This is a genomic window from Sphingomonas jejuensis, from assembly GCF_011927695.1.
Classification (GTDB): domain Bacteria; phylum Pseudomonadota; class Alphaproteobacteria; order Sphingomonadales; family Sphingomonadaceae; genus Sphingomonas_K; species Sphingomonas_K jejuensis.
On the sequence record NZ_JAATJE010000001.1, the window covers coordinates 145,159 to 158,504 of the forward strand.

Here is a 13,346-nt window from a genome sequence, read left to right on the forward strand (position 1 = left end):
GGGCAGGGGGGCACAACGCGTGACACTTGCCGAACTTAGCCACCGCTAAGATATTACCCAATTGCAAAGCAGGTGCGCCGCACTAGGTGTGGCGCATGGCGTTCGATCCGACCGAGAGGGATGTTGTCGCGCCCGCGATCTGCACGCGCCGCCAGTTGATCGGCGGCGCGGCGATCATCGGCCTGTCGGCGCTTGCGGGGTGCGGCGGCGGCGGATCGCCGGGCGCTGGCGATGGCCGGCTGAAGGTCGTCACCACCTTCACGATCATCGCCGACATGGCGCGCAACGTCGCCGGTGATGCCGCCACCGTTGAATCGATCACCAAGCCCGGCGCCGAGATCCACAACTATCAGCCGACGCCCGGCGACCTCGTGCGGGCGCGTGATGCCGGGCTGATCCTGTGGAACGGCTTGAACCTGGAAACCTGGTTCGCGCAATTCCTCGACAATCTCGGCAACCTGCCGTCTGCCGTGATCTCGACCGGGGTCGCGCCGATCGGCATCGGATCGGGGCCTTATCGTGGACGGCCGAACCCCCATGCATGGATGTCGCCGCAGGCCGCGCTCACCTACGTCGACAATATCGCAGCGGCGATGGCGGCGGCGGATGCGGCAAACGCGGCGACCTACCGCCGCAATGCGGCTGCGTACAAGGGCCGCATCGAGGCCGTGGTCGCGCCGATCCGTCAGCGGCTCGCCGCCGTCCCGGCCGATCGGCGCTGGCTGGTCACCAGTGAGGGGGCGTTCAGCTACTTGGCGCGCGACTTCGGGCTGCGCGAGCTGTTCCTGTGGCCGATCAATGCCGACCAGCAGGGCACGCCGCAGCAGGTCCGGGCCGTGATCGATCAGGTGCGCCGCCACCGCATCCCGGCCGTGTTCAGCGAAAGCACCATTTCCCCAAATCCCGCGCGGCAGGTCGCCCGCGAGACGGGCGCGCGATACGGCGGCGTGCTGTATGTCGACTCCCTGAGCGAGGAAGGCGGGCCGGTGCCGACCTATCTGGACCTCCTGCGCACCACCACCGACCGGATCGCCGAAGGCCTGTCGTGACGGAGGCGATCGCCAGCGGCCTCGACGTCCGCAACGCCACCGTGACCTATCGCAACGGCCACACCGCGTTGATGGACGCAACCTTCACGGTGCCGACCGGCAGCATCACCGCCCTTGTCGGGGTCAACGGCAGCGGGAAGTCGACGCTGTTCAAGGCAATCATGGGGTTCGTGCCTGTGCGCGGCGGCAGCGTGTCGGTGCTCGGCCGTCCGGTTGCCCGTGCGCTGAAGGACGGGTTGGTCGCCTATGTCCCGCAAAGCGAGGATGTCGACTGGACCTTCCCCGTCCTGGTCCGCGACGTGGTGATGATGGGTCGTTATGGACGCATGGGGCCGCTGCGGCGACCGCGCGCGGCCGACCGCGCGGCCGTCGACGACGCGCTCGCCCGGGTCGGCATGACCGCCTTTGCCGGGCGGCAGATCGGCGAGATGTCGGGCGGGCAGAAGAAGCGCGTGTTCCTGGCCCGCGCGCTGGCGCAGGACGGGCGCATGATCCTCCTCGACGAACCCTTCACGGGCGTCGACGTGACAACGGAGGAAGCGATCATCGACCTTCTCCGCGTCCTGCGCGACGAGGGCCGGGTGATGCTGGTGTCCACCCACAACCTCGGCAGCGTGCCGCAGTTCTGCGACCGCGCGGTGCTGCTGGACCGGACCGTGCTGGCGAGCGGCCCGACCGCGGAGATCTTCACGGAAGCCAATCTGCGCCGCGCGTTCGGCGGCGGGCTTCGGCGTTTCGTGCTGCCGGGGCAGGATGATGGCGCCGAGCGCACGGCAACGCTGCTGTTCGACGATGAAAGCCCCTTTGTCGTCTATGACGAGGCGGCCGCCCGGCGGCGCGACCCGTGACGGAGCTCATGCTGGCGCCGTTCGACTATGGCTACATGGCCAATGCCATGTGGGTCAGCGCGCTGGTGGGCGGCGTGTGCGCCTTTCTGTCGGCATATTTGATGTTGAAGGGATGGTCGCTGATCGGCGACGCGCTGTCCCATTCGATCGTGCCGGGCGTGGCCGGCGCCTACATGCTGGGCCTTCCGTTCGCGTTCGGCGCATTCCTCTCGGGCGGGCTGGCGGCAGGCGCCATGCTGTTCCTGAACCGCCGGACGAAGCTGCGCGAAGACGCGATCATCGGCCTCATCTTCACGACCTTCTTCGGGCTCGGCCTTTTCATGGTGTCGGTATCGCCGACCGCGGTCGACGTGCAGACGATCGTGCTGGGCAACATCCTGGCGGTCACGGCGGCGGACACGCTGCAGCTGGTCATCATCGCCGGCGTCTCGCTCGCGATCCTGCTCGCCAAGTGGAAGGACCTGATGCTGACCTTCTTTGACGAGAACCACGCCCGTGCCGTCGGCCTCAACCCGGCCGCGCTGAAGCTGCTGTTCTTCAGCCTGCTGGCGGCCTGCACCGTGGCGGCGCTGCAGACGGTGGGCGCGTTTCTCGTGATCGCGCTGGTGGTGACGCCGGGCGCGACCGCCTACCTTCTGACCGATCATTTTCCCCGCCTGATCGCGATCAGCGTGGCGGTGGGCAGCATCACCAGCTTCGTTGGCGCCTATCTTAGCTACTTCCTCGACGGGGCGACCGGCGGCGTGATCGTGGTGCTGCAGACCGCGATCTTCCTTGCCGCATTCCTGTTCGCGCCGAAGCACGGCCTGCTCGCATCGCGGCGCCGCCGTGCTGCCGAGACGGGGGCGGCCGCCGGCGCATGATCGACCTGCTGGCCCCTTTCGCTTTTCCGTTCATGCAGCAGGCCTTCCTGATCGGCCTACTGGTGGCGGTGCCGGCCGGATTGCTGTCCTGCTTCCTGGTGCTGAAGGGCTGGTCGCTGATGGGCGACGCGGTCAGCCATGCCGTGCTGCCGGGCATCGTCCTCGCCTATGTCGCCGGGCTGCCGCTGGCCGCCGGCGCCTTTGTCGCCGGGCTCGGCTGCGCGCTGGCAACCGGCTACCTCCGGCAGAACAGCCGGGTGAAGGAAGACACGCTGCTGGGCGTCGTGTTCTCCGGAATGTTCGGGCTGGGCCTCGTCCTCTACAGCAAGGTGGAGACGGATGTGCACCTCGACCACATCCTGTTCGGCAACATGCTGGGGGTCAGCTGGGGCGAGATCGCGGAAACCGGCGGCATCGCACTGGTCACCGGCGGGCTGTTGCTGCTGAAGTGGCGCGACCTCTTGCTCCACGCCTTCGACCCGCAGCAGGCGCGGGCGCTGGGGCTGCGGACGGGCCTGCTTCATTACGGCCTGCTCTGCGTGCTTTCGCTAGTCGTCGTCGGCGCGCTGAAGGCGACCGGCATCATCCTGACGGTTGCCATGCTGATCGCGCCGGGCGCCATCGCCTTCCTGCTGACCGACCGCTTCGGCCGGATGATGGGGATCGCGGTCTTCGCCGCCGTTATCGCAAGCGGCGCCGGCATCTATCTGAGCTTTTTCCTCGACAGCGCGCCCGCGCCGACGATCGTCCTGATCCTGTCGGCGATGTTCGGCGGCGCGCTGGTTCGGCGGTCGATCCCGGCGCAGCCCGCAGCCGACTTCGCCTGATCCTCAGTCTGCCGCGATCGGCCCGGACGGCGGGCTCGCGCGCCGCGTCAGCCAGACGAGCACGGTCATGCCGACGCACAGCCATGCCGAGATCCAGAAGATGTCGGTGGATGCCAGCAGATAGGCTTGTCCCACCATCTGCCGCGTGACCGCTGCCGCCGCCTGGGTGTCCGACAGCCCCAACCCGGTCAGCGCGTCGCGCGCAAGCTGCAGCGGGCTGCCCTGGCCGATCGCCTCGGCCAGGCGGCTCTGGTGCAGCGCCTCGCGCCGGTCCCAGGCGACGGTCACCAGCGACGCGGCGAAGCTGCCGGCAGTGATGCGCGCGAAGTTGGAGATGCCGGTCGCCGATGGCAGCTGTTCGGGCGGGATGCGGTCAAGCGAGATGGTGAGCATGGCAAGGAAGAAGGTGCTCATCGCGATGCCCTGCACCATCAAGGGCAGCGTCAGGTCCCAGAAGCCCGCCGACGTGGTGTAGCCCGACCGCAGGTAATAGGAGGCGCCGAACGACGCGAACGCCACCGTTGCCAGGATGCGGGCATCGATCCTGCCGCTCATCCTCGCCACGAACGGCGTCAGGATGACGGCCGCCAGCCCCGACGGCGCCGCCACCAGCCCCGCCCATGTCGCGGTGTAGCCAAGCTGCGTCTGCAGCCACAGCGGAAGCAGCAGGGTGTTGGCGAAGAACACGGCATAGCCGAGGCAGAAGGCGATCGTGCCGATCGCGAAATTTCGGCTCTTGAACAGCGACAGGTTCACCGCCGGATTGGCATCCGTCAGTTCCCAGATCAGCCAGGCGACGAACACGATGCCGGCGACGATGGCCGCGATGACGATGCGGTCGGAGGCGAACCAGTCGTCATTCTTGCCGAGGTCGAGCACCACCTGAAGCGCACCCACCCACAGCACCAGCATGACCAGACCGACCCGGTCGATCGGCAGCTTGCGCGTCGGCGTCTCGCGTGCGGACAGGTTGCGCCAGCAGATCAGCCCGCAGAACAAGCCGAACGGCACGTTGATCAGGAAGATCCAGCTCCAGTGATAATTGTCGGAGATGTAGCCGCCGAGGATCGGCCCCATGATCGGCGCGACCAGCGTGGTCATCGACCAGATGCCGAGCGCGGTTGCGCGCTTCTGTGGCGGGAAGATGGAGATGAGCAGCGCCTGGCTGCCCGGGATCATCGGCCCGGACACCGCGCCCTGCAGCACGCGGAAGATGATCAGCGACGACAGGTTCCAGGCGATCCCGCACAGGAACGACGCGGCCGTGAACAGCAGCACGGAGACGACAAAGGTCCTGACGACGCCGAAGCGGCCCATCAGCCATCCGGTCAACGGCACCGCCACGCCGTTGGCGACGGCGAAGGCGGTGACGATCCAGGTCGAATTGTCGCTGGACACGCCCAGGTTGCCGGCGATGGTCGGCAGCGACACGTTGGCGATGGTGGTGTCCAGCACCTGCATGAAGGTGCCGAGCGCGAGCGCGAAGGCGGTGATCGCCAGCGCACCCCCCGCGAGCGGCGCCGGTCCCTCCGCCTGCGGGGTGCCGGCCATCAGCGATTGGCCGCGATGATCTGGCGGATGCGGGCGTCGGTCGCCGGATCGACGGCGGCGGTGGTGAGCGAGGCGGCGGCCGCCCTGCCGGGCTGACCGAGGCGCGGACCGCTGCGATCGGCGGTGTCGACCGTCACCGTCGCCGACAGTCCGACACGCAGCGGGTTGGCGCGAAGCTCCCGCGGGTCGAGCATGATGCGCACGGGCAGGCGCTGCGTGATCTTGATCCAGTTGCCGCTGGCGTTCTGCGCGGGCAGCAGCGCAAAGGCGTTGCCGCTGCCAGCGCCCACGCCCACCACGCGGCCATGGAAGACCACGTCGTCGCCATAGGTGTCGGCGATGATGGTGGCGGGTTGCCCGATCCGCAGGTCGCGCAGCTGCGTTTCGCGGAAATTGGCGTCGATCCACAGCCGGTCGAGCGGGACCACCGACATCAACGGCGTTCCCGCGGCGACCTGCTGGCCAAGCTGCACCGTACGCTGTGCCACCACGCCGCCGACGGGGGCGGCGACCTGCATGTGGCTGCGGGTGATGGCGGCACGGCGATAGGCGGCAACAGCGGCCATGACCTGCGGGTTGGTTTCGACGGTGGTGCCCTGCACGGTGGTGCGCGACTGGGTCTGACGGCTGCGCGCCAGCCGCAGGTTGGCGGCCGCGACGCGGAGCTGGTCGGCGGCGTGGGCCAGTTCCTCGCCGGAGACCGCACCGGCGGCGTCGGCACCCCGGCGCCGCTGATAGTCGCCGCGGGCCTCGGCCAGCTGCGCTTCCGCCTGCACCACCGCCGCGCCCGCCTCGTCCACGGCCGAGAAGCTCGACCGGGTGGCGCGGACGGCGCGGGCAAGATCGGCCTCCGCGGACGCAAGCGCGACATCGGCGGTTGCGGGATCCAGCTCGATCAGCGGCTGGCCGGCGCGCACCGTCTGCGTGTTGTCGGCATGAATGGCGAGCACGGTGCCCGGATCGCGCGCGGTGATCGCCACCACGTCGCCGGCGACATAGGCGTTGTCCGTTTCCTCCTCCGGAGCGGACAGCAGGAAGTGGAACACGGCCCAGACGATCGCCGCCACGAGGACGATGATCCCGAGGATCAGGAAGCCGCGACGGCGGGCGCGCGGGTTGCCCGCCGGGGCGGCGGGCGCTGGGGCGGCGGTGTCGGTCATCGAGTGCTTTCCTGGGAAAAGTCGCCGCCGAGCGCGAGCAGCAGCCGGACGCGCGCCTGTGCCGCATCGACGGCAAGGTCGGCGCCCGCCTGCTCGGCGGCGAGCGTGCGGATGTCATTGTCGATCAGGTCGAGCCGGCTCGATAGCCCGGACGAGACGCGGACGGCGTTGAGGCGGCCGGTTTCGCGGTAGCCGCGCAGAACGTCCGCCTGCGCCGCGCGGTCGGCCTGGATCGCGCCAACCTGTGCGATGCCGTCGGCAGCCTCGCGCACGGCGCCGATCACGCGCTCGTTATAGTCGGCGGTGGCAAGGTCCAGCGCGGCCACGGCGCCGTCCAGGTCCGCCCGCCGCCGCCCCCCGTCGAACAGGGGAAGGCTGAGCGCAGGCCCCACCCCGGCCGTGCCCGCATCAAGATCGAACAGGTTGCCGATGCCGACGGCCTGCAGACCCGCAAGCGCGGCCAGATTGACGTTGGGGTAGAAGGCGCGCCGTGCGACCTCGCGTCCTTCGGCAGCGGCGGCGACGCGCCGTTCTGCCGCGGCGATGTCCGCGCGACGGGCCAGCAGGTCCGCAGGCACGGTCGTCGGCAGCGGCAGCCCGGCATCCAGCCGAAGCGCGGTGGGGCCGAGGGTGCGCCCGAAATCGGCCCCGCGCCCGGCGAGCGCCGCCAGCGCGTTGCGCGCCAGCACGTTGGCAGCCTCCGCCCGCACGGCCGCCTGCCGCGCCTGCGCCAGCAGCGTGGTTGCAGCCTCCCGGTCGATCTCGCTCGCCAGCCGGTTGCTGATGAGAGTGCCGACCAGCCGGAGATTGCCTTCGCGGGTGGCGACCGTGCGCTGGGCGATGCGCGCCTGCGCCTCGGCCCGGGCCAGGTCCAGATAGGTTGCGACCACCGCGCCCGACAGCGACAGGCGCGCCGCCGCCACGTCCAGCGCTGCCGCCGCGGCCGACTGGCGCGCTTCCCGGATGGCCGATCGCTGGCGCCCGAACAGGTCCAGGTTCCAGTTGAGGTTGGCGAGGCCCGTGCCGACGAAGCGGACCGTGCCGCCAAAGGGCGGGGGGATGGTGTAGCGCCCGGACAGCCGCGCGACCTGGCCCTGCGCGTCGAGCGTGACCGACGGATCGGTGGCGCCAGTGCGGGTGGCAAGCAGCGCCTCCGCCTGGCGGACGCGCGCCAACGCCGTATCGAGGCTGGGATTGCCGTCGACGGCGGCGTCCACCAGCCGGTCGAGCTGCGGATCGCCGAAGCCGCGCCACCAGTCAGGCGCGATCGCCGGGGTCGCACCGGCGAGGCCGAGGTCGGCCGGCGGGATCAGGGCCACGGCCTGCCGGGTCGCGGGCGCGGCACAGCCGGCGACGACGAGGAGCAGCGCGAGCGGGATCAGGCGCATGGGCCGGCCTCGACCAGGGTCGCGCGCAGCCGCTGCAGGAGCAGGATCAGCGTCCGTGCGTCCTCCTGCGGCCAGTCGGAAAGCCACCGGTTCCAGCATGCGACCACGTCCTTCTTGCATGCCAGCGTCACCGCTTCGCCGGCATCGGTCAGCGCAAGCGCGATGCGGCGCCGATCGTCGGGGCTCGGTTCCCGCGTGATCCAGCCCTTGTCCGACAGCATGTCGACCAGGCGCGTGGTCGCGCCCTTGTCGTGGCCAAGGTCACGGGCGAGATCGGCGGCCGTCATCCCCCGGCCGAACCAGATCGACACCAGCGCCTGCCACTGCGTGTAGGTCAGCCCGTGGTCGGCAAACACCGGCTCGAGCGCCGCGGCGCCAAGCTGGTTGGTGCGGCGCACGAGATAGCCGATCGAATTGTCGGGATCGAAGCAGGCTTCGGAGTAGAAGGGCATGTGGTTGCCTTGGCAATAGTTGCCCAGGCAGTCAATAGTCTTTCAACAGGCAAAGCCGGTTTGATGAAATCGGTCGCCCTCCGCGCCTCAGCCGACGGTCACGCCTTTCCAGAACGCGATGCGACCGCGGATGCTCTCGGCCTCCGGCTTCGGGTCGGGATAATACCAGGCGGCGTCCCGGTTCTCGGCGCCGCCGACCGCCAGGCTGTGGTAATGCGCCGTGCCCTTCCACGGGCAGACGCTGGTCGTGTCACTCGGCCGGAGAATGGCGGCATCGACAGCCTCCGCCGGGAAATAATGGTTTCCTTCCACGACCACCGTGTCGTCGCTGCTGGCGATCACCGCGCCGTTCCACCGTGCCTCGACCATCATGATGCTCCCGATGCTATGACAAACGAGCCGCCCACGATCGGCGATTAGGCGCGGTCGCGGAGTCCCGTCTCGGTCGGCAACGCCGATGCCGCGCCTGCGATCCGTCGGCCGCTCAGTAGACGGCCGTCCACATCGACCGGAGGATCGCCTGCCGGTCGACAGGCGGCAGCGCGAACTCGGCCGCGGCGGCGGCGGCCACCGCCACCGCCACGTCGACGGCGACGCGGCGCAGGTCCGACACCGGGGGCAGCAGCCCGTCGTCGCTCGACATGGTGCCAAGGGCGCGGGCGGCGGCGAGGAACATGCCGTCGGTGACCCGCGGCGCCCCGGCCACCAGCGCACCCAGCCCGACGCCGGGAAAGATATAGACGTTGTTGACCTGCGCCACGCCGGGCACGCCGAACGGGCTGCCGGTGCCGACGATCGCGCGCCCGCCCGACCATGCGATCAGGTCCGCCGGATGCGCCTCGCAGTGCGAGATCGGGTTGGACAGGGGGAAGATGATCGGTCGCGCGCAGCCGTCCGCGATCAGTTCGACCAGCCGGCGGTCGAACATGCCCGGACGCCCCGACGTCCCGATCAGAACGGTTGGCGCGACGGCGGCTGCGACCTCGTGCAATGTCGCCCGGCCGGGCGCGGCGAGGGACCACGCCGCGATCTCGGCGGGATCCCGCGCGAAGTCGCGTTGCGCCGGGGAAAGGCCGTTCTGCCCGGCCATGACGAGGCCATCGCGGTCGACGGCCCAGATGCGGGCGCGTGCCTCCGCCGGGCGCAGGCCGTCCGCCATCATGGCGCGCACCAGAAGCGTGGCAATGCCGGTGCCCGCCGCCCCGGCGCCGCACAGCAGGATCCGCTGGTCGGACAATGCCGCGCCCGTGCGCGCGACCGCCGACAAGAGCGTGCCGGTGGCGGTCGCGGCCGTCCCCTGGATGTCGTCGTTGAACGTCGCCAGCCGGTCGCGGTAGCGGGCGAGCAGGGCCTGCGCGTTCTCGCCCGCGAAATCCTCCCACTGCAGAAGGATGCGCGGCCAGCGATCGGCCACCGCGGAAACGAAGCTTTCGACAAAGGCGTCATAGTCCGGCCCGCGCACCCGCGAATGGCGCCAGCCGACATAGAGCGGGTCGTCGCGCAGCGCGGCGTTGTCCGTGCCGACATCCAGCAGGATCGGCAGCACCTCCGCCGGGTGCAGCCCGGCGCACGCCGTGTAGAGCGCGAGCTTGCCGATCGGAATGCCCATGCCGCCCGCGCCCTGGTCGCCCAGGCCCAGGATCCGCTCGCCGTCCGACACCACGATCACCTTCACGCGGTCGAGCGCGGGATCGGCCAGGATATCGGCGATCCGGCCGCGGTTGGGCCAGCTGAGGAACAGGCCGCGCGGCCGCCGCCAGATGTCGCTGAACCGCTGGCAACCCTCCCCGACAGTGGGCGTGTAGACGAGCGGCAGCATGCGGGGCAGGTCGCTTTGCACCAGCGCCTGGAACAGCACCTCGTTGGTGTCCTGCAGCTCCCGCAGGAAGGCGTAGCGGTGGAAGTCGTCCGGCAGCGCCTCCAGCGCGCGGCGGCGCCGGTCGATCTGCGTGGCGAGCGTGGAGACATGCGGCGGCAGCAGGCCGTGCAGGCCCAGCCGGTCCCGCTCAGCTTCCGTGAAGGCGGTCCCCCGGTTGGTCAGCGGATCGGCGAGGAGCGCGCGTGCGGCGGCATGGAGCGGAGGCGTTTGAACGGTCATGGTCCTCGTCGGATCAGAAGCGCAGGCTGAGCCACGCGGCCAGGAAGTCGGAACTGCGATAATTCGCATCGGTCAGCGCGCGACCCGCGGCAAGATGCTCGTAGCGCCCCGTCACCGACACGCGCGGACTGATCGTCCACACGATCTGCGCGCGATAGGTGTCGGCGATGTGACGTGCATCGCCCAGCTGCGTTCCGGCAAAGGCCGTGCCGTTGGCGCGGTAGACCGCATCATCGACATCCTGGCGCCAGCTGCGCTGCACCTCCAGCGTCGCGCGCACCTTGGGCATCGGCTGGAAGCTGATGTTGGGGGCAAAGGCGATGAAGTTGGTGGGCGTCGCGTAGAGCTGGTAGCTGTAATAGACATTGTTGCCGAACGGCGCGAGCGCGGTGCCGAGCGTGCCCCCGTCGAAGCTGCCGCCACCCGTCGCATAATCGACATGCACGCCGATGCGCGGTGCCGTGCGCGCTTCGCCCAGGCGGAAGGTCTGGGCCGCGAAGATCTGCCAGGCGGAGATCGGCCGGCCATCGAAGTGGCCGCCCTGGTGATTGACCGTCCAGTCGATGCTCGCTCGCCCGACATCCCCCCACAGGTGGATGCCATAGAAGTCGCGCACCTCCCGCCCGGTGCGGAGGCCCCAGACCGCATTGTCGTTCCGGAGGCGCCAGACGAACGGATCGAGGTAGAGCTTGGATTGGCCGAACCAGCTGCCCGGCAGGACGATGCCCGTCGAGACGCCGGAAAAGCGCCGGTCGCGATCGACCTTGTCGTCGCCGATCCCCTCCGTGCCCAGGCGCGTGGTGTGAAAGTCGAACAGGTCGATACGGACGCGCGAAGTCCGCGCCCAGGCGCGGGTGCCGTTGAACACGAAGAAGATGGTGTTGTTGTCGCGCGGTACCACCATCAGGTTCGGGCCGTCGGCAAAGGTCTGGCGGCCGTGCCGCACACCCAGGTCGACGTCGGCAATCTCCCCGGTCACGTCGACAAAGCTCTGCTGCACCACCAGGTCGTTGCGCAGCGTCGCGGCAGGCGTGCCGAGTTCGACCCCGCCGAGGCCGCCATGCGCCAGTTCGCCGAACAGCCGCACATGCCGGCCGAGGTGGAGATCGGCGCCCGCGACGATGCGGGTGATGTCCTGCCGCTGCGCGCGGGCCTCGCGCAGGTTGGGGTTGGTGGTGTGGTTCGACCGCAGCCGCAACTCGCCCGACAGCGTCAGGTAGACGTCGCCATCGGCGGCGAGCGGCACATATTTCAGCCGGTCGATCGGATCGTCGATGCGGGACGGGTCGCGAAAGCGCGTCCAGTCCTCCACCCAGCGCGACTGATTGTAGCCGCCGGTGGTGACGCCGTCGCCGATCGCTTCCGCCGGATAGCTTTCGGCGGCGGGCGCAGCGGCGGTCGGGTCGACGCGCTCCTTGAAGCCTTCCTGCGGCGCGGCCGTGGCGGGCGCGGCGGCGGCGATCACGGTCTGCGCCGGAAGGGCGACGGGCGAGAGCGCCAGCCCGGCGACGGAGGCCGCCGCCCAGATGTTGGTGGTCATGCGATGATCCTTCGGCAGGATGCGTGGCGGCTGGGAAGGGGGGCTCCTTTCCGCCGCCGCGGGTCACTCGGCGGGGATGGCGTCGGCCGGCAGCTGATCGACGCTCGGCATCTTGCCGGCCATCGCCAGATCGAACTGGCTGCGGTCCAGCCGGCCTTCCCACCGCGACACCACCACGGTCGCCACCGCATTGCCGATGAAGTTGGTGAGGCTGCGGCATTCGCTCATGAAGCGGTCGATGCCGAGGATCAGCGCCATGCCCGCGACGGGCACCGTCGGCACGATGGACAGCGTCGCTGCCAGGGTGATGAAGCCCGCCCCGGTGACGCCGGCGGCGCCCTTCGACGACAGCATGGCGACGGCCAGCAGCAGCAGCTGCTGTCCCAGGCTCAGCTCGACATTGCAGGCCTGCGCAATGAACAGCGCCGCCAGCGTCATGTAGATGTTGGTCCCGTCCAGGTTGAAGCTGTAGCCGGTGGGCACGACCAGCCCAACGATCGACTTGGGGCAGCCGGCGCGCTCCATCTTCTCGATGAGCGAGGGCAGCGCGCTTTCGGACGATGACGTGCCGAGCACCAGCAGCAGCTCCGCCTTCAGGTAGGAGATCAGCTTCGTGATCGAAAAGCCGCAGGCGCGGGCGACCAGGCCCAGCACGATGAACACGAACAGGAAGCTTGTGAGGTAAAAGGTCGCGACCAGGGCCGCGAGGTTGGCGAGCGCGCCAAGGCCGTAGGCGCCGATGGTGAAGGCCATCGCGCCGAACGCGCCGATGGGCGCCGCCTTCATCAGGATCGCCACCACCTTGAACACGGCCACGGACACGTCCTCCAGCGCGGAGGTGACGCGCTCGCCGCGCTCGCCGACCAGCGCCAGCCCGATGCCGAACAGGATGGCGACGAACAGCGTCTGGAGGATGCTGCCCGACGTCAGCGCGGACACGAAGGTGTCGGGGATGATGTTCATCAGGAACCCGGTCAGCGTCGTGTCGTGGGCCTTGTCGGCATATTCGCTGACCTTGGTCGTATCGAGCGTGGCGGGATCGATGTTGAGGCCGGCGCCCGGGCGGACGACGTTGGCGACGATCATGCCGACGATCAGCGCCAGGGTCGAAAAGGCGAAGAAATAGATGAAGGCCTTGCCCGCGACGCGGCCCACCGCGGCCAGGTCGCGCATGCCAGCGATGCCGGTCACGATGGTCAGGAAGATCACCGGCGCGATGATCATCTTGACGAGCTTGATGAAGGCGTCGCCGATCGGCTTCATGGCCTCGCCCGTTTCCGGCGCGAAATGGCCCAGCGTGATGCCCAGCCCGATGGCGACAAGCACCTGAAGATACAGATGCCGGTACCACGGCTTCGGCGTGGCCGCCTGCGCCATCGCCGCGGGGGGTAGGTCGTTCACCGACATCTCTCAAGCTCCTCTGCCTGCACCAGCCCGACTCATGTCAGGGTCCGGAAGCCACGAGCATGCGCGGCCCGATGATGCGCGCGAACGTGCATCATGCAAGAAACGCATCTTCTTTCCAAATCAACAGCTTGCGTCAAAGTTGCCGCCGTTCCGGGTGATCGAA

The 13,346-nt window shown here is 69.4% G+C and carries 12 protein-coding genes; 4 read left to right on the forward strand and 8 right to left on the reverse strand.

Annotated features, from left to right (window positions below; all coding sequences use genetic code 11):
- Positions 1-95: 95 nt before the first annotated feature.
- The 4 genes from GGR88_RS00825 to GGR88_RS00840 are packed head-to-tail and all read left to right on the forward strand — an operon-like array spanning position 96 to position 3,587.
- Positions 96-1,049: a metal ABC transporter substrate-binding protein gene (locus tag GGR88_RS00825; protein WP_167952060.1), complete on the forward strand. Its 954-nt coding sequence runs from the start codon at positions 96-98 to the stop codon at positions 1,047-1,049.
- The gene (locus tag GGR88_RS00830) at positions 1,046-1,897 is read left to right on the forward strand and encodes a manganese/iron ABC transporter ATP-binding protein (RefSeq protein WP_342449680.1); all 852 of its coding nucleotides are present in this window, start codon (positions 1,046-1,048) and stop codon (positions 1,895-1,897) included. Before GGR88_RS00825 ends, GGR88_RS00830 begins: the two co-directional genes overlap by 4 nt.
- Complete coding sequence (locus tag GGR88_RS00835; protein ID WP_342449681.1) at positions 1,894-2,760, forward strand: metal ABC transporter permease; 867 nt, start codon at positions 1,894-1,896, stop codon at positions 2,758-2,760. The genes GGR88_RS00830 and GGR88_RS00835 overlap by 4 nt, the downstream gene beginning before the upstream one ends.
- A gap of 32 nt (positions 2,761-2,792) precedes the next feature.
- Complete coding sequence (locus tag GGR88_RS00840; RefSeq protein WP_280742089.1) at positions 2,793-3,587, forward strand: metal ABC transporter permease; 795 nt, start codon at positions 2,793-2,795, stop codon at positions 3,585-3,587.
- A gap of 3 nt (positions 3,588-3,590) precedes the next feature.
- Here GGR88_RS00840 and GGR88_RS00845 read toward each other — a convergent pair whose 3' ends face one another.
- The 8 genes from GGR88_RS00845 to GGR88_RS00880 all read right to left on the reverse strand — a co-directional run bounded on the left by GGR88_RS00845 (position 3,591) and on the right by GGR88_RS00880 (position 13,183).
- On the reverse strand, positions 3,591-5,138 hold the full coding sequence (locus GGR88_RS00845; RefSeq protein ID WP_167952064.1) for a DHA2 family efflux MFS transporter permease subunit: 1,548 nt from the start codon (positions 5,136-5,138) through the stop codon (positions 3,591-3,593).
- Positions 5,138-6,298, reverse strand: coding sequence for an HlyD/EmrA/EmrK family protein (locus GGR88_RS00850; RefSeq protein WP_167952066.1), 1,161 nt, complete (start codon positions 6,296-6,298; stop codon positions 5,138-5,140). Before GGR88_RS00850 ends, GGR88_RS00845 begins: the two co-directional genes overlap by 1 nt.
- Positions 6,295-7,686, reverse strand: coding sequence for an efflux transporter outer membrane subunit (locus GGR88_RS00855; RefSeq protein ID WP_167952068.1), 1,392 nt, complete (start codon positions 7,684-7,686; stop codon positions 6,295-6,297). Before GGR88_RS00855 ends, GGR88_RS00850 begins: the two co-directional genes overlap by 4 nt.
- Positions 7,677-8,138 carry a MarR family winged helix-turn-helix transcriptional regulator gene (locus GGR88_RS00860; RefSeq protein ID WP_167952070.1) on the reverse strand — a complete coding sequence of 154 codons (462 nt, stop codon included), beginning with the start codon at positions 8,136-8,138 and terminating at the stop codon, positions 7,677-7,679. The genes GGR88_RS00855 and GGR88_RS00860 overlap by 10 nt, the downstream gene beginning before the upstream one ends.
- 87 nt (positions 8,139-8,225) lie before the next feature.
- Complete coding sequence (locus GGR88_RS00865) at positions 8,226-8,507, reverse strand: DUF427 domain-containing protein (RefSeq protein WP_167954255.1); 282 nt, start codon at positions 8,505-8,507, stop codon at positions 8,226-8,228.
- 115 nt (positions 8,508-8,622) lie between these two features.
- Positions 8,623-10,236 carry an NAD-dependent malic enzyme gene (locus GGR88_RS00870; protein ID WP_245196398.1) on the reverse strand — a complete coding sequence of 538 codons (1,614 nt, stop codon included), beginning with the start codon at positions 10,234-10,236 and terminating at the stop codon, positions 8,623-8,625.
- Between the two features lie 13 nt (positions 10,237-10,249).
- Complete coding sequence (locus GGR88_RS00875) at positions 10,250-11,776, reverse strand: alginate export family protein (protein WP_167952074.1); 1,527 nt, start codon at positions 11,774-11,776, stop codon at positions 10,250-10,252.
- Between the two features lie 63 nt (positions 11,777-11,839).
- The gene (locus GGR88_RS00880; protein WP_167952076.1) at positions 11,840-13,183 is read right to left on the reverse strand and encodes a dicarboxylate/amino acid:cation symporter; all 1,344 of its coding nucleotides are present in this window, start codon (positions 13,181-13,183) and stop codon (positions 11,840-11,842) included.
- Positions 13,184-13,346 lie beyond the last annotated feature (163 nt).